The sequence below is a fragment of the Microcella pacifica genome (assembly GCF_009371975.2).
Classification (GTDB): Bacteria; Actinomycetota; Actinomycetes; order Actinomycetales; family Microbacteriaceae; genus Microcella; species Microcella pacifica.
Window position 1 is genome coordinate 49,246 of record NZ_VIKT02000009.1, and the last position, 15,062, is coordinate 64,307.

Annotated in this window: 17 protein-coding genes; 6 read left to right on the forward strand and 11 right to left on the reverse strand. The window is 69.1% G+C overall.

Annotated elements, in window-relative coordinates; translation table 11 throughout:
* Nucleotides 1–102 precede the first annotated feature (102 nt).
* The 4 genes from FK219_RS06725 to FK219_RS06740 all read left to right on the forward strand — a co-directional run bounded on the left by FK219_RS06725 (nucleotide 103) and on the right by FK219_RS06740 (nucleotide 4,577).
* Nucleotides 103–1,431, forward strand: a complete 1,329-nt coding sequence (locus FK219_RS06725) for an aspartate aminotransferase family protein (RefSeq protein ID WP_235923812.1) — start codon at nucleotides 103–105, stop codon at nucleotides 1,429–1,431.
* Complete coding sequence (locus FK219_RS06730; protein WP_152583429.1) at nucleotides 1,428–2,792, forward strand: NAD(P)/FAD-dependent oxidoreductase; 1,365 nt, start codon at nucleotides 1,428–1,430, stop codon at nucleotides 2,790–2,792. The genes FK219_RS06725 and FK219_RS06730 overlap by 4 nt, the downstream gene beginning before the upstream one ends.
* Nucleotides 2,793–2,918: 126 nt before the next feature.
* Nucleotides 2,919–3,464: a TspO/MBR family protein gene (locus FK219_RS06735; RefSeq protein ID WP_152583430.1), complete on the forward strand. Its 546-nt coding sequence runs from the start codon at nucleotides 2,919–2,921 to the stop codon at nucleotides 3,462–3,464.
* Between the two features lie 27 nt (nucleotides 3,465–3,491).
* Nucleotides 3,492–4,577 carry a hypothetical protein gene (locus FK219_RS06740; RefSeq protein WP_152583431.1) on the forward strand — a complete coding sequence of 362 codons (1,086 nt, stop codon included), beginning with the start codon at nucleotides 3,492–3,494 and terminating at the stop codon, nucleotides 4,575–4,577.
* 18 nt (nucleotides 4,578–4,595) lie between these two features.
* On the opposite strand, the gene FK219_RS06745 is transcribed toward FK219_RS06740, so the two are convergent.
* A complete protein-coding gene (locus FK219_RS06745; protein ID WP_152583432.1) occupies nucleotides 4,596–5,588 on the reverse strand; it encodes an aldo/keto reductase in 993 nt (330 codons plus the stop codon).
* 118 nt (nucleotides 5,589–5,706) lie between these two features.
* Here FK219_RS06745 and FK219_RS06750 point away from each other — a divergent pair, with 118 nt between their 5' ends.
* Nucleotides 5,707–6,264, forward strand: coding sequence for a methylated-DNA--[protein]-cysteine S-methyltransferase (locus FK219_RS06750; RefSeq protein WP_152583433.1), 558 nt, complete (start codon nucleotides 5,707–5,709; stop codon nucleotides 6,262–6,264).
* A complete protein-coding gene (locus FK219_RS06755) occupies nucleotides 6,261–6,863 on the forward strand; it encodes a DNA-3-methyladenine glycosylase I (RefSeq protein ID WP_152583434.1) in 603 nt (200 codons plus the stop codon). Before FK219_RS06750 ends, FK219_RS06755 begins: the two co-directional genes overlap by 4 nt.
* Nucleotides 6,864–6,874: 11 nt before the next feature.
* On the opposite strand, the gene FK219_RS06760 is transcribed toward FK219_RS06755, so the two are convergent.
* The 10 genes from FK219_RS06760 to atpB all read right to left on the reverse strand — a co-directional run bounded on the left by FK219_RS06760 (nucleotide 6,875) and on the right by atpB (nucleotide 15,037).
* Nucleotides 6,875–7,636, reverse strand: a complete 762-nt coding sequence (locus FK219_RS06760; RefSeq protein ID WP_328821630.1) for a YaaA family protein — start codon at nucleotides 7,634–7,636, stop codon at nucleotides 6,875–6,877.
* A complete protein-coding gene (locus tag FK219_RS06765; RefSeq protein ID WP_168212548.1) occupies nucleotides 7,633–8,142 on the reverse strand; it encodes an AAA family ATPase in 510 nt (169 codons plus the stop codon). Before FK219_RS06765 ends, FK219_RS06760 begins: the two co-directional genes overlap by 4 nt.
* Nucleotides 8,143–8,153: 11 nt before the next feature.
* Nucleotides 8,154–8,414, reverse strand: coding sequence for a F0F1 ATP synthase subunit epsilon (locus FK219_RS06770; protein WP_152583436.1), 261 nt, complete (start codon nucleotides 8,412–8,414; stop codon nucleotides 8,154–8,156).
* A 2-nt stretch (nucleotides 8,415–8,416) separates the two neighbouring features.
* Complete coding sequence (atpD, locus tag FK219_RS06775) at nucleotides 8,417–9,880, reverse strand: F0F1 ATP synthase subunit beta (protein WP_152583437.1); 1,464 nt, start codon at nucleotides 9,878–9,880, stop codon at nucleotides 8,417–8,419.
* Nucleotides 9,881–9,938: 58 nt separating this feature from the next.
* A complete protein-coding gene (locus FK219_RS06780; protein WP_152583438.1) occupies nucleotides 9,939–10,841 on the reverse strand; it encodes a F0F1 ATP synthase subunit gamma in 903 nt (300 codons plus the stop codon).
* A gap of 56 nt (nucleotides 10,842–10,897) precedes the next feature.
* A complete protein-coding gene (gene atpA, locus FK219_RS06785; protein WP_152583439.1) occupies nucleotides 10,898–12,532 on the reverse strand; it encodes a F0F1 ATP synthase subunit alpha in 1,635 nt (544 codons plus the stop codon).
* 63 nt (nucleotides 12,533–12,595) lie between these two features.
* Nucleotides 12,596–13,387: a F0F1 ATP synthase subunit delta gene (locus FK219_RS06790; protein WP_152583440.1), complete on the reverse strand. Its 792-nt coding sequence runs from the start codon at nucleotides 13,385–13,387 to the stop codon at nucleotides 12,596–12,598.
* 2 nt (nucleotides 13,388–13,389) lie between these two features.
* Nucleotides 13,390–13,941 carry a F0F1 ATP synthase subunit B gene (locus tag FK219_RS06795; protein ID WP_152583441.1) on the reverse strand — a complete coding sequence of 184 codons (552 nt, stop codon included), beginning with the start codon at nucleotides 13,939–13,941 and terminating at the stop codon, nucleotides 13,390–13,392.
* 10 nt (nucleotides 13,942–13,951) lie between these two features.
* Nucleotides 13,952–14,185, reverse strand: a complete 234-nt coding sequence (gene atpE, locus FK219_RS06800; protein WP_152583442.1) for an ATP synthase F0 subunit C — start codon at nucleotides 14,183–14,185, stop codon at nucleotides 13,952–13,954.
* Nucleotides 14,186–14,242: 57 nt separating this feature from the next.
* Entirely contained in the window at nucleotides 14,243–15,037 is a 795-nt protein-coding gene (gene atpB, locus FK219_RS06805) for a F0F1 ATP synthase subunit A (protein WP_328821631.1), read from the reverse strand.
* Nucleotides 15,038–15,062 lie beyond the last annotated feature (25 nt).

Below are 15,062 nucleotides of genomic sequence, written 5' to 3' on the forward strand. Positions count from 1 at the left end.
GACGCGACCGCGCACCACACCGCCGCCGCACCCGCCGCCCTGAGCGGCGCCGAGGCTCTCGCCGAGGCCGAGCTGCAGCGCAAGGCCAAGGACCACCTGTGGATGCACTTCGCCCGCCAGTCGGGCATGGCCGCCGGCGAGGGCGTGCCCATCATCGTGCGCGGCGAGGGCCACCACATCTACGACTCGCACGGCCGCAAGTACATCGACGGGCTCTCGGGCCTCTTCGTCGTGCAGGTCGGCCACGGCCGCGAGCGTCTCGCCGAGGCGGCGCGCAAGCAGGCGGAGGAGCTCGCGTTCTTCCCCCTGTGGTCGTACGCGCACCCCAAGGCCATCGAGCTCGCCGACCGGCTTGCCGACTACGCGCCCGGCGACCTCAACCGCGTGTTCTTCACGACCGGCGGTGGCGAAGCCGTCGAGTCGGCGTGGAAGCTCGCCAAGCAGTACTGGAAGCTCGTCGGCAAGCCGATGAAGCACAAGGTCATCTCGCGCGCCGTCGCCTACCACGGCACCCCGCAGGGAGCACTCGCCATCACAGGCATCCCCGGCATGAAGGAGATGTTCGAGCCGCTCACCCCCGGCGGGTTCCGCGTGCCCAACACCAACTACTACCGCGCCGAGGAGATGGGCTTCCACGGCTCGCTCGAGGAGTTCGGGCAGTGGGCCGCCAACCGCATCGAGGAGATGATCCTCTTCGAGGGCCCTGACACGGTCGCCGCCGTCTTCCTCGAGCCGGTGCAGAACTCGGGCGGCTGCTTCCCGCCGCCCCCCGGCTACTTCCAGCGCGTGCGCGAGATCTGCGACCAGTACGACGTCCTCCTCGTGAGCGACGAGGTCATCTGCGCCTACGGCCGCCTCGGTGAGATGTTCGCGTGCACGGCCTTCGACTACGTGCCCGACATCATCACCTCCGCCAAGGGACTCACGAGCGGGTACTCACCCCTCGGCGCGATGATCGTGCGCGAGAAGCTCTACGAGCCCTTCACCCACGGTCAGACGGCGTTCTACCACGGGTACACCTTCGCCGGGCATCCCGTCTCGGCCGCCGTCGCCCTCGAGAACCTCGACATCATGGAAGAGGAGGGCATTCTCGAGCACGTGCGCGAGAACTCCCCGAAGTTCCGCGCGGCGCTCGAGCGCCTGAAGGATCTCCCGATCGTCGGCGACGTGCGCGGCGAGGGATACTTCTTCGGCATCGAGCTCGTGAAGAACAAGGAGACCAAGGAGACCTTCTCGGAGGACGAGGCGGAGCGCCTGCTGCGCGGCTTCCTCTCCAAGGCCCTCTTCGAGGCCGGGCTCTACTGCCGCGCCGATGACCGGGGTGACCCCGTCATCCAGCTCGCTCCCCCGCTCACGATCGGGCCGGCCGAGTTCGACGAGATCGAGGGCATCCTGCGCAGCGTGCTCACCGAGGCCTCGAACCGGCTGTGACCGAGGCGGACTATCGCGGCCTGAGCTACTGGCATGCGACGGTCGACGACGAGCTGACCCCGCGCTCCCCGCTGGACGGCGACACCGACGTCGATGTGGCGATCATCGGCGCGGGGCTCACGGGGCTGTGGACGGCCTACGAGCTGCAGAGACGCGACCCCGACCTGCGCATCGCGCTGCTCGAGAAGGAGATCGCGGGGTTCGGCGCCTCCGGCCGCAACGGCGGCTGGGTCTCGGCGCTCTTCCCGCGCTCGACCGCGTCCCTCGCCGCGCAGCACGGCCGTGAGGCAGCACTCGCGATGCGACGCGCGATGATCGGCACGGTCGACGAGGTCGGCGCGGTCGTCGAGCGGGAGGGCATCCACTGCGATTACGTGCGCGGCGGCACGGTCGTCTACGCGCGCTCCGATGCGCAGTGGGCGGATGCTCGTTCCCAGGTCGCCGAGGCGCGCGAGTTCGGCGTCGACGCTCTCGAGCTGTGGAGCGCCGAGCGCGTTCGCGCGGCCGGAGCACTCGGCGCGGTGTACGACCCCGCGTGCGCCCGCGTGCACCCCGCAGCGCTCACGCGATCCCTCGCCCGTATCGTCGAGTCGCGCGGCGCGGTCATCCACGAGCAGACCGAGGTCATGACGTGGGCACCGGGCCGAGTCGAGACCGCCCGCGGTGTCGTGCGCGCCCGGCACGTCATCGCCGCGCTCGAGGGCTACGGTGCCGGGCTGGCGCCGCTGCGCCGGCGCGTGCTGCCCCTGTACTCGCTCATGATCGCGACGCAGCCGCTGAGCGACGAGGTGTGGCAGCAGCTCGGCATCGAGCACGGTCAGACGTTCTCCGATGGCCGGCACCTCGTCATCTACGGCCAGCGCACTGCCGACAACCGCATCGCGTTCGGGGGCCGGGGCGCGCGCTACCACTGGGGCAGCGCGATCCGACCCGAGTACGACCGGGTCGACGGGGTCTTCGCGCACCTCGCGGCGACGCTGCACGAGCTCTTTCCCGCACTGCCCGAGCTGTCGATCGAGCACGCGTGGGGCGGGCCGCTCGGCGTGCCGCGCGACTGGCACGCGAGCGTGCACTACGACCCGAGCTCGGGGCTCGGGCGAGCCAGCGGCTACGTGGGCGACGGCCTCTCGACGACCAATCTCGCGGGGCGCACGCTCGCGGACCTCGTGACGGGGGCCGACACCGAGCTCACGCGCCTGCCGTGGGTCGGCCATCGCTCGCCGCGGTGGGAGCCCGAGCCGCTGCGCTTCCTGGGCGCGAACGCCGGCCTGCTCGCGATGACGGCGGCAGACGCTGAGGAGCGTGCGACCGGCCGCTCGTCCCTCGTTGCACGGGTCATGGCGCCGCTCATCGGGCACTGAGAGGGGCCGGGCCACCAGCACGGCGCGAGCACGCCATACGCGCAGGATGTTCGGAGCCTTCGCGCCTACTCTCGACGTGGTCCAGGGGCACGGTTGTCCCGAAGGATCGGGGGCCGGGAGGTGAGCATGGTCGGAGCACGGGCGCAGGAGTCCGCGATCCCGACGTCCGGCGATCACTCCGCCGTGCGGTCCGCTTTCGCGCTCACCGGTTTCCTCGCGGCCTCCTTCGTCGTCGCCGTCATCGGCAGCGCCCTCTCGGTCACGGCGATCTCCGGGTGGTACGACGATCTCGCCAAGCCGATGTGGACGCCGCCCAATACCGTGTTCGGCTCCGTGTGGACCGTGCTCTACTCGAGCATGGCCGTCGCCGCCTGGCTCGTGTGGCGTCATCCCGCCTCGACCGCCCGCCGCCGCGCGCTCGTCGCGTACGTCGTGCAGCTCGTGCTCAACGGCTTCTGGACCCCGGTCTTCTTCGGGCTCGGCTCGCTCATCGGGGCGAGCGGCCTGTGGATCGCTCTCGGCATCATCGTCGCGCTCGACTTCGCTATCCTCGCCGCGATCATCCGCTTCGCCGACATCAGCAAGCCCGCCGCGGCCCTGCTGATCCCCTACTGGTTCTGGACCCTCTTCGCGACGACACTCAACGCCGCGATCGCCGTGCTCGCGGCCTGAGGGCGATCGCGACAGTAGCGTGAGGGCATGAGCCACTTCTCGACCGAGCCGCGGCACGCGCGGCGCGATCGGGGCGCGCGGGTGGGCCGCGGCGCCCTTCTCGCCGTCGCGGCGATCTGCATCGCAGCGCAAGGGCTCGTGCTCGCGGGCGCCGGCTGGGCGGTGGCGAATCCGCGGCAGGTGGATGACCAGCTCACGGTGTGGAGCTACGAGCCCGACCCCACGATCGTGCGGTACGCCGATCAGGCGGGACTGAGTGAGGAGGGGCGGTTCCTCTTCTACGCGAGCGTACCCGAGGTCCTCCCGCCCGAGCGCTTCGACCTGTTCTGCTCCTTCGAGGAGACGGGTCTGGGGGTGCTCGGCTGCTACACGCCCGCCGACGGCCGCATCTTCCTCTACGACGTCACGAACGACGACCTCGACGGCTACGAGGTCGTCGTCGCGGCGCACGAGATGCTGCACGCCGCGTGGGACCGCCTGAGCACCGAGGAGCGGGATGCTCTCGCCGTGCTCCTCGAGGCCGACTTCGCCGCCCTCGGGCCGGAGCACGAGCTCGTCGAGCGGATCGCCGAGTACGAGGCTCTCGACCCGACCTCGCGCATCCCCGAGCTCTACGCCATCCTCGGCACCGAGATTCCGACTCTCGCGCCGGAGCTCGAGCAGCACTACGCCCGCTACTTCGACGATCGCTCCCTCACGATCGACCTCTACGCGCAGGTCGCCGCCGTGTTCGACAGCCTCGAGGAGAGGCTGCAGCAGCTCAGCGACGAGCTCGACGCGCGCTTCGCGGCGCTCGAGGCCGACCAGGCGGAGTACGCCGACGCGGCGGCGGCGCTCGAGGACGACATCTCGGCGTTCAACGAGCGCGCCTCGCGACCGGGCGGCTACACGAGCCAGTCGGCGTTCGAGTCCGACCGCCAGGCCCTCCTCGACCGCCAGGCGGCGCTCGAGGTCGAGCGGGAGGGCCTCAACGCGGCGGTCGACGAGTACAACGCGCTACTCGAGGAGCTCGAGGAGCTCAACGCCGAGGCCGCCGAGCTCAACCGCGCGATCAACGTCGACGCCCAGCCGCTGCCGCCCTCGCAGGGCTCCGACGACGACCTCGCCGACTGAGAGCAGCCCTCCCGTGCTCTACGAGGAGGGCGCCGAGTAGTCGACCCCGGGCGGGAAGAGCGCATCGATCTCAGCGAGGTCCTCCTCCGTCGGGGTCCACGCGTTCACAGCGGCGGCGTTCTGCGCGACCTGCTCCGCGGTCGTCGCGCCGGCGATGACGCTCGCGAGAGCCGGGCGACTCAGCAGCCAGCCGATCGTCGCCTCGAGCATCCCGATGCCGCGCGCAGCGCAGAAGGCCTCGAGGGCCTCGATGCGGTCCCACGGCGCGGTCTCCACGAGGTGGGGGCGCTGCCGCATGATGCGGGTGTCGGCGGGCCCGCCTTCGCGCGAGAACTTTCCCGTGAAGAGGCCGTTGTAGAGCGGGTAGTACGGCAGGAAGCCGACACCGAGCTCGGCGGCGGCCGGAAGCAGCTCGCGGTCGGCGCCGCGCCGCAGCAGGCTGTACTCGTTCTGGGCCGAGATGAAGCACGGGTGGCCGTGCAGCTCGGCGAGCAGGTCGGCGCGCGCGAGCTGCCAGCCCGCGAAGTTGGAGTGGCCGATGTAGCGCACCTTGCCCGCGTCGATGAGCTCGTGCAGCGCCGCGAGGGTCTCCTCGAGCGGCGTGAGCGGGTCGGGGGTGTGGAACTGGTACAGATCGATCGTGTCGGTCTGCAGGCGCCGCAGGCTGCCCTCCACCGCGAGGCGGATGTAGCGGCGCGACCCCTTGGCACCCCAGTGCGGGATCGGGCTCTCGTAGTCGACGTGCCCGAACTTGCTCGCGAGCACGACCTCGTCGCGGCGGCCCCGCAGCGCGTGTCCCATCATGGCCTCGCTGCGTCCGTACTCGTGGCCGTAGATGTCGGCGCCATCGAGAAGCGTGATGCCGTGATCGAGCGCGGCGTGCAGCACCCGGTCGGTGCCGTCCTGGGTCTCGGTCGCCGAGCCGGGTCGGCCGAAGTTGTTGCAGCCGAGACCGACGGCGGAGACGCGCAGCCCGCTGCGCCCGAGGGTGCGATACGTCATGGTCGTCATGCCCCCATCCTCGCGCACGAGCCTCCACGCCCCCTCCCCAGGAACTCGCGCACCGGCACCGATCCCCGTGTCCGATTTCCGCCGGTCGCGGGATGCTCGGGGCCGTAGTCTGCTCGGTATGACCCAGCTCGACACCGCGCCCGTCCGCCGCTCCCCCGCAGAGTCCCCCACGGCAGAGCACTCCGCCGCGAGCGCGATCGCCCGCCTCACGACGGCCTCGCCACTCGGGCGCATCGTCGTCGAGGGCGACGGCACGGCGATCACGCGCCTCGAGATCGAGCGCGCGGGCACTCTCTCCACCGATGACCAGCCCGACGTGCCCGACGATCTCACTCGCCGCACTGTCGAGCAGCTCGGCGAGTACTTCGCGGGGTCGCGGCGCGACATCGACGTGCCCGTGCGGCTGACGGGCACGCCGTTCCAGCGCGCCATCTGGGAGGGACTGCGTGCTATCCCCTTCGGTGCGACGCGCAGCTACGGCGAGCTCGGCCGCGAGACGGGCCGCGCCACCGCGGGGCGCGCCGTCGGCGGTGCCGTCGGCGCCAACCCCGTTCCGCTCATTGTGCCGTGCCACCGCGTCCTCGCGAGCGATCAGCGCATCACGGGCTACAGCGCGGGCGATGGCGTGCCCACGAAGGTCTGGCTGCTCGACCACGAAGGCATCACGCACCGATGAGCCCCGCGCACGACGTGCGCGTCGCCGACGACGGCCGTGCTCGATGCGGCTGGGTGGGCGACGATGCCGAGTACCGCCGGTACCACGACGAGGAGTGGGGCGTGGCCCTGCACGGCGACCGTGCGCTCTTCGAGAAGCTCTCCCTCGAGGCCTTCCAGTCGGGGCTCTCGTGGATCACGATCCTGCGCCGCCGGGAGGGCTTTCGGCGCGCCTTCGCGGGCTTCGACCCCGCGGCGGTCGCCGCTTTCGACGAGAGCGACGTCGCCCGCCTGCTCGCCGACGAGTCGATCATTCGCAATCGCGCGAAGATCGAGGCCACGATCGCCAACGCGCAGCTGCTCGTGACGCACATCGCCCTCGAGCCGGGCGGGCTCGACGAGCTCGTCTGGCGGCACGCACCCGCGCCGCGCGCGACACGGCTGGCCCAGCTCGCCGATCTGCCCGCGAGCACCCCCGAATCGGTGGCTCTCGCGCGGACGCTCAAGGCTGTCGGCTGGCGCTTCGTGGGCCCGACGACGGCCTACGCGCTCATGCAGTCGGCCGGTCTCGTCGACGACCACATCGTCGGCTGCTGGCGCGCAACTGCCACGACCGGGTGATCTGACGTCTCTCAGTCCTGCGGCACCACGAGGTCGAGTTCGCCAGGCGCGCCCGGACGCAGGATCCACCCGAGGTCGGCCGAGCGTGCCACCACTCCGTCGAGCGTCGTGGGCATCGGGCCCGACTCGAGCAGGGTGCGCAGGTAGCGGCCCTTGGCCGACTTGTTCGCGTGGGAGAGGGCACGGGTGACACCGTCGTCGCCCGCTGCCACGACGCGCACGAAGCGCGCGTCGTCGCGCCCGGGAATCGGACCGAGGGCTGAGTAGGCCTCCGACCGCAGGTCGAGAATCGGGCCGCGGTGCCGAGCGAGGATGCGCGCGACGGGATCGGCCCAGTGCCGTACCAGCCGGACGTCGAGGAGCCGGGAGTCGTGCGAGAGACGGTAGGCCGGAATCGGGTCGTCGGCACGCAGCAACCCGAACAGTGCGGACTGGATCACGACGTGATCGGCGGCGCGACGACGAGCATCCTCGCTCCACTCCGTCACCGCGAGCGCGTCGTACAGCACGCCGGTGTACCTCTCCAGCGCCGGCAACGTCGCCGAGCTGCGCACCCGCCGATTGCGCTCGAGCTCGACCGCGGCCGCTCGGGCGCTGATGCGCAAGGCACGCATGCCCGTCTCGTCGTCGACTGACACGGCGACGAGCTGGTCGAGCATGCTGGCGCGCAGCTCCGTCAGGAGGGGGTAGCCCATTCGCGACAGGGCGAGGCGCGAGCGCGGCACTCCCCCGTCCCGCTTCGTCTCCGACGGCGGCAGGAGGAGCAGGGTCACGAGCGCAGGAAGGCGATCGCTTCGGTCACGAGCGCATCGAGTTCGGAGACGGTGTCGAGCGTGAGGCGCGGGCACGCATCGGCCGCACCCGACCAGGACGCGTACTCGTCCAATCGCTGTTCGACGGCGTGCCAGGTGGGTTCGGCGAGGTGCTCGAGATCGCGTCTGCGCTCGTCGAGCCGACGCCGATGCAGCGCAGTGTCGCTGCACACGGTCTCGATGAACCGCACCTCGACGCCCACACGCTCCGCGAGGAGGACCCACTGGTCACGGGCGGGCGACACGGCGTTGACGGCGTCGACGATGATGCCCTGGCCCGCGCGCAACACCGACTCGGCGATCGTCTCCGCGACCAGGTACGCGGCGAGTCCCGTGGGCTGGTCGCTCTCGATACCCGAGCGCAGGATCGCGGATTCGAGCGGATCCACCGAGACCACGGGAGTGCGCAGCTGCACCCCGAGCGCTTCCGCGACAGTGCTCTTGCCGGAGCCGGGCAGCCCGGCCATGGCGATGAGCACTAGAGCAGTTCGGCGGCGCCCGCGACGATTGTCACGGTGTTGTTCTCGACCGAGAGGAACCCGTCTTCGGCGCGCGCCGTGACGACGGCGCCCTCCGTCGGCGTGATGCGCACCTCTCCGGCGCCGAGGATGCCCAGCAAGGGCTCGTGACCGGGCAGGATGCCGATCTCACCCTCCGTGGTGCGCGCGACGATCTGCTTCGCGACGCCCGACCACACCTCTCGGTCGGCGGCGACGACGCTCACCGTGAGCTCGGCCACGACTAGTCGTTCTCCTTCTGGATCTGAGCCCAGCGCTCCTCGACGTCGCTGATGGTTCCGACGTTGAAGAAGGCCTGCTCGGCCACGTGGTCGTACTCGCCCTTGGCGATCGCGTCGAAGGACTCGATCGTGTCCTTGAGCGGCACCGTGGAGCCTTCGACGCCCGTGAACTTCTTCGCCATGTAGGTGTTCTGCGAGAGGAACTGCTGGATGCGGCGAGCACGCGACACCGTGATCTTGTCCTCCTCGCTGAGCTCGTCGACACCGAGAATGGCGATGATCTCCTGCAGCTCCTTGTTCTTCTGGAGGATCTGCTTGACGGTCGTCGCGACGCGGTAGTGGTCCTCGCCGATGTAGAGAGGGTCGAGGATACGGCTCGTCGAGGTGAGCGGGTCGACCGCGGGGTAGAGACCCTTCGAGGCGATCTCGCGGCTCAGCTCCGTCGTTGCGTCGAGGTGCGCGAAGGTCGTCGCGGGTGCCGGGTCGGTGTAGTCGTCAGCGGGCACGTAGATCGCCTGCAGCGAGGTGATCGAGTGGCCTCGCGTCGAGGTGATGCGCTCCTGGAGGATGCCCATCTCGTCCGCGAGGTTCGGCTGGTAGCCCACCGCGGAGGGCATGCGGCCGAGAAGCGTCGACACCTCGGAGCCCGCCTGCGTGAACCGGAAGATGTTGTCGATGAACAGGAGGACGTCCTGCTTCTGCACGTCACGGAAGTACTCGGCCATCGTGAGGGCCGAGAGGGCGACGCGGAGACGCGTGCCCGGCGGCTCGTCCATCTGGCCGAAGACGAGGGCGGTCTTGTCGAAGACGCCCGCCTCCTCCATCTCCATGATGAGGTCGTTGCCCTCACGGGTGCGCTCGCCGACACCGGCGAACACCGAGACACCGCCGTGATCGGAGGCGACGCGCTGGATCATCTCCTGGATGAGCACGGTCTTGCCGACACCGGCACCGCCGAAGAGGCCGATCTTGCCGCCGAGAACGTAGGGCGTGAGAAGGTCGATGACCTTGATACCGGTCTCGAAGAGCTGCGTCTTCGACTCGAGCTGGTCGAAGGCCGGGGGCTTGCGGTGGATCGGCCAGCGCTCCGTGATCTCGATCTTCTGACCGGGCTCGGCATTGAGCACCTCGCCGATGACGTTGAAGACCTTGCCCTTCGTGACATCGCCCACGGGCACCGAGATCGGCTCACCCGTGTCGCGCACCTCCTGGCCGCGGACGAGACCGTCGGTCGGCTTGAGCGCGATGGCGCGGATGAGGTCGTCACCGAGGTGCTGCGCGACCTCGAGGGTCAGCGTCGTGGTCTCCTCGCCGATCGTGATGTCGGTCTTGAGTGCGTGGTAGATGCCCGGGATCGCGTCGTGGGGAAACTCGATGTCGACGACGGGGCCCGTGACGCGGGCGACGCGGCCGACGCCGTGCACGGTGGTGTCCCCGGCGGGCTTCTTCTTGGTTGCGGTAGCCATGAGCTCTCTTTCTCTAAGAAGCGTTCTGTGTCTGTTGGTAGACGCGCCCGTGGCGCGTCTACTTGGCCGAGCTGAGGGCGTCTGCGCCGCCCACGATCTCGGAAATCTGCTGGGTGATCTCGGCCTGGCGGGCGTTGTTCGCCAGGCGCTGGTAGTCGAGGATGAGCTTGTCGGCGTTGTCGCTCGCCGACTTCATCGCCTTCTGTCGTGCCGCGTGCTCCGACGCCGCCGACTGCAGCATGGCGTTGAATATGCGGCTCTCGATGTAGACCGGCAGGAGGCCGTCGAGTACCTGGTCGACCTCGGGCTCGAACTCGTACAGCGGCAGGATCTCGGCGTCACCGGGCTCCTCGACACCGTCGACGACCTCGAGGGGCAAGACGCGCACGATCTCGGGAACCTGCGAAACAAGGTTGACGAAGCGGTTGTAGACGATGTGAATCTCGTCGACGCCCTCGCCGCCCTCGCCGCCGGCGATGAACGCCTCGACGAGAGTGTCGGCGATGTCCTTGGCCGTGGAGAACTCAGGCTGGTCGGTGTTGCCCGTCCACTCCTTGGCCGCGGCACGGCGACGGAACGCGAAGTACTGCACGGCCTTGCGACCGATGAGGTAGTTCACGACCTCCTTGCCCTCGTCCTCGAGTCGGGTGCGCAGCTCGTTCGCCTCACGAATGGCCTGCGAGGAGAATGCGCCCGCAAGTCCGCGGTCCGAGCTGAAGACGACGACGGCGGCCCGCGTCGGGTTCTCGCGCTCGGTCGTGAGCACGTGGTCGACGTTCGAGTAGGTCGCGACCGCCGATACGGCGCGCGTCACCGCCCGGGCGTACGGCGCCGACGCGGCCATGCGCGCCTGAGCCTTCTGAATCCGCGAGGCGGAGATGAGCTCCATCGCGCGCGTGATCTTCTTGGTCGTCTGGGCAGTACGAATCTTCTGCCGGTAGACCCGAAGTTGCGCTCCCATGTGTGTCGTCTTTCCTTAGGTGTCGTCGTGTGGTCGGTCGCGATCGAGCCGAGGCTCTAGCGCTTCCTCCGCACGATCTTCTCCTGGTTGATGTCGGCTTCCTCGGTCTCGTCGAACTCCTCCGAGCCGGCCTGCACGCCATCGGCCCCGCCGCCCTGGAACTCCTCGAGGAAGGAGTCGATCGCCTTCTCGAGCTCGCCCTCGGTCTTCTCGTCGAGCACGTTCGTCTCGCGCAGGGTGGTGAGGATCTCGGTGTTGCGGTGGAGGTGATCGAGCAGCTCGCGCTCGAAGCGCAGCACATCGCTGATCGCGATCGAGTCGAGCTTGCCCTTCGTGCCTGCCCAGATCGAGACGACCTGCTCCTCCACGGGGTACGGCGAGTACTGCGGCTGCTTGAGCAGCTCGGTCAAGCGCGCACCGCGCGACAACTGGCGACGGCTCGTCGCATCGAGGTCGGAGGCGAACATCGCGAACGCCTCGAGCGAGCGGTACTGGGCCAGCTCGAGCTTGAGCGTGCCGGAGACCTTCTTGATGCTCTTGACCTGCGCGTCGCCACCGACGCGCGAGACGGAGATGCCGACGTCGACTGCGGGGCGCTGGTTCGAGTTGAACAGGTCGGACTGCAGGAAGATCTGGCCGTCGGTGATCGAGATGACGTTGGTGGGGATGTAGGCGGAGACGTCGTTCGCCTTCGTCTCGATGATCGGCAGACCCGTCATCGACCCGGCACCGAGCTCGTCCGAGAGCTTCGCGCAGCGCTCGAGAAGGCGGGAGTGCAGGTAGAAGACGTCACCGGGGTAGGCCTCGCGACCCGGCGGGCGACGCAGGAGGAGTGAGACCGCGCGGTAGGCCTCGGCCTGCTTCGACAGGTCGTCGAAGATGATGAGCACGTGCTTGCCGCCGTACATCCAGTGCTGGCCGATGGCCGAGCCGGTGTAGGGCGCGAGGTACTTGAAGCCCGCGGGGTCGGAGGCGGGGGCCGCGACGATCGTCGTGTACTCCATGGCGCCGGCCTCTTCGAGCGCGCCCTTGACGGCGGCGATCGTCGAGCCCTTCTGGCCGATGGCGACGTAGATGCAGCGCACCTGCTTGTTCGTGTCACCCGACTCCCAGTTGGCCTTCTGGTTGATGATCGTGTCGACCGCGATCGCCGTCTTGCCGGTCTGGCGGTCGCCGATGATGAGCTGGCGCTGGCCGCGACCGACGGGGATCATGGCGTCGATCGCCTTGATGCCGGTCTGCATGGGCTCGTGGACGCTCTTGCGCTGCATGACGCCCGGCGCCTGCAGCTCGAGGGCGCGACGGCCCTCGTCGGCGATGTCGCCGAGGCCGTCGATGGGGGCGCCGAGCGGGTCGACGACGCGGCCGAGGTAGCCGTCGCCGACGGGGACGGAGAGGACCTCGCCCGTGCGGGTGACCTCCATGCCCTCGACGATGCCGGAGAACTCGCCGAGCACGACGACGCCGATCTCGCTCTCGTCGAGGTTCTGCGCAAGGCCGAGCGTGCCGTCGGAGAAGCGGATGAGCTCGTTGGCCATCACGCCGGGCAGGCCCTCGACGTGCGCGATGCCGTCAGCGGCATCGACCACGCGGCCGACCTCGGTCGCAGCGGCGGCTCCGGGAGCGTAGTCGCGCGCGAACTTCTTGAGCGCGTCGCGGATCTCGTCCGGGCTGATCGAAAGTTCTGCCATGTTCTTCCCTTTTCGTTCGCAGCCCCGACTCTGCGGGGCTCCGTCTGGTGTTCTCGAGCGGACCTAGCCGGCCAGTCGAAGTGTGAGTTCTGCCAAGCGTGCAGCGACGCTGCCGTCGATCACGTCGTCGCCGACCTGAACGCGGACCCCGCCGACGAGCGCGGGGTCGATGACCTGGTTGAGGGTGTGGTCGCGGCCGTAGCGCTCTCGCAGCATGGCCCCGATGGATGCGCGCTGCTCGTCGCTCAGCGGACGGGCGACGCTCACGGTGGCGATGCCCTTACCGAAGGAGTCGGCGACGATCGCCGCACCCGTGCGCACGAGCTCGCCGATGCGGCGGCCGCGAGGCTGCTGCACGAGGTGACCGGCGATCGCGACCGCCTGCGTGCTCGCGTTGTCGGCGAGCAGGCTCTCCACGAGCGACCGCTTGCCCTCGGCCGAACCGCGCTTGCTGCCGAGAGCGAGCTCGAGCTCAGCATCCGACGCGACAGCGGCACCGAACGTGAACAGCTCCGCCTCGAGACCCGCTTCCGCGGACGTCGACGACGCCACCGCGCGGATGCCGATCTCTTCGAGGCCGGCGAGGAACTCCTCGGCGTTCGACCAGCGCTGCTGCGCCATGGCGGTGAGAAGCGCGAGCGCGGCCGGGGGGAGACTGCCGAAGAGGGCCGAGAGCAGCGCCTCCTTGTCCTTCGGGGAGGCCGAGGGGTCGGTGAGCGCACTCTGCAACTGCGTCGACGTGCCGATCGTGCGCGACGCCGCGAGCAGCTGCTCGCCCGTCGTGAGATCGACGCTCTTCGTGGCGGCGAGTGCCGAGCGTGCCGCCTCCAGAGCGCTTCGCGTCGCTGAGCCCATGGTTACTTGGCCGCCGTCTCTGACTTCTCGAGGTCGGCGAGGAAGCGGTCGACGAGCGCCGTGGCCTTCTTGTCGTCCGCGAGGGACTCCCCCATGACGCCGCTCGCCAGGTCGATCGCGAGCGAGCCGACCTCCGAGCGCAACGAGACGAGCGCAGCCTGGCGCTCGGCCTCGATCTGGGCCTGCGCCGTTGCGGTGATGCGCGCGGCCTCGCTCGACGCCTGCTCTTTAAGCTCGGCGAGGATGGCGCCGCCGTCGACGCGAGCCTGCTCGCGGATCTTCGCGGCCTCGGCACGGGCCTCGGCGAGCATCGCGTTGTACTTCTCGAGCGCCACCTTGGCCTCGGCCTGAGCCGACTCCGCCTGCTCGATGCCGCCCTCGATCTTCGCGGCGCGCTCGTCGAGCATCTTCTGCATGCGCGGAAGGACGACCTTCCAGAACAGCAGCAGGACGAGCGCGAACGGGATGATCGAGTAGACGATGTCGTACCACGCCGGGATCAGGGGGTTGACGTCCTCCCCCGGTTCCGCCGCAATGACGAGTTCAGTGAGCATGGAGTGAGCCTTAGACGAAGATGAAGTAGGTCGCGATACCGATGAACGCGAGCGCCTCGGTGAAGGCGATACCGATGTACATGAGCACGGTCAGACGACCCTGCAGCTCAGGCTGGCGGGCGACCGACTCGATCGTCTTGCCGACGACGATGCCCACGCCGATGGCCGGGCCGATGGCCGCGAGGCCGTAGCCGACGGTCGCGATGTTGCCGGTGATCTCGGCGAGAACGGTGTTTGCGTCCACGAGGGGTGTTTCCTTCCGGTGAGGGACAAACCGAGCGGCTGCCCGGCTCTTGCGTTGTTAGTGCTCGTCCGCCAGCGCGAGCTGGAGGTAGACGGCGGTGAGAAGAGTGAAGACGTAGGCCTGCAGCAGCGAGACGAGGATCTCGAAGAACGTGAACACGATGCCGAAGGCCTGCGTGCCGACGCCCGCGAGAATCCACCAGCCGCCGAGGTCGACCATGAAGAATGCGGAGGCCGAGAAGAACAGCACGAGCAGCAGGTGGCCGACGACCATGTTCATGAGCAGTCGCAGCGTGAGTGTGACGGGGCGCAGCACGAACATGGAGACGAGCTCGATGGGCGTCACGATGATGTAGAGCGGCCACGGCACACCGGGCGGGAAGAGCGCGTTGCGGAAGAAGGCGACCGGGTGCTTGCGCAACCCCGCGTAGACGAACGCGAGGTAGGAGGCGGCGGCGAGCACGAGCGGCAGACCGATTACGGAGGTTCCCGCGATGTTGATGCCGGGAACGATGCCCGTGAGGTTGAGGAACAGCACGAGGAAGAAGATCGTCGTGAGCAGCGGCAGGAAGCGCTTGCCGTCGACCTTGCCGAGCAGGTCTTCCGCGATGTTGATGCGCACGAAGTCGAGCGCCATCTCGATCGTGCCCTGGAAGCGGCCGGGCACGATGCTCATACGGCGCGTACCGAGCCAGAACATGAGGATGAGAAGCCCCGCGATGACGAGGCGCAGCAGCATGATGCGGTCGATCTGGAAGAACTCGTTGCCCTCGAAGAAGATAGCCGGAGGGAAGAAGTCACCGATCGAGGGACCGCTGAACTCCGGCCCGTCCGAACCGTCAACGGTCGTCACTGGCAGGAACGGGATCAGGGCGGCA

Coding starts and splice junctions, on each gene's coding strand:
- FK219_RS06725 (WP_235923812.1), top strand. CDS start 103: ATGCACTTCGCCCGCCAGTCGGGCATGGCCGCCGGCGAGGGCGTGCCC.
- FK219_RS06735 (WP_152583430.1), top strand. CDS start 2,919: ATGGTCGGAGCACGGGCGCAGGAGTCCGCGATCCCGACGTCCGGCGAT.
- FK219_RS06740 (WP_152583431.1), top strand. CDS start 3,492: ATGAGCCACTTCTCGACCGAGCCGCGGCACGCGCGGCGCGATCGGGGC.
- FK219_RS06745 (WP_152583432.1), bottom strand. CDS start 5,588: ATGACGACCATGACGTATCGCACCCTCGGGCGCAGCGGGCTGCGCGTC.
- FK219_RS06750 (WP_152583433.1), top strand. CDS start 5,707: ATGACCCAGCTCGACACCGCGCCCGTCCGCCGCTCCCCCGCAGAGTCC.
- FK219_RS06755 (WP_152583434.1), top strand. CDS start 6,261: ATGAGCCCCGCGCACGACGTGCGCGTCGCCGACGACGGCCGTGCTCGA.
- FK219_RS06765 (WP_168212548.1), bottom strand. CDS start 8,142: ATGGCCGGGCTGCCCGGCTCCGGCAAGAGCACTGTCGCGGAAGCGCTC.
- atpD (WP_152583437.1), bottom strand. CDS start 9,880: ATGGCTACCGCAACCAAGAAGAAGCCCGCCGGGGACACCACCGTGCAC.
- FK219_RS06780 (WP_152583438.1), bottom strand. CDS start 10,841: ATGGGAGCGCAACTTCGGGTCTACCGGCAGAAGATTCGTACTGCCCAG.
- atpA (WP_152583439.1), bottom strand. CDS start 12,532: ATGGCAGAACTTTCGATCAGCCCGGACGAGATCCGCGACGCGCTCAAG.
- FK219_RS06790 (WP_152583440.1), bottom strand. CDS start 13,387: ATGGGCTCAGCGACGCGAAGCGCTCTGGAGGCGGCACGCTCGGCACTC.
- FK219_RS06795 (WP_152583441.1), bottom strand. CDS start 13,941: ATGCTCACTGAACTCGTCATTGCGGCGGAACCGGGGGAGGACGTCAAC.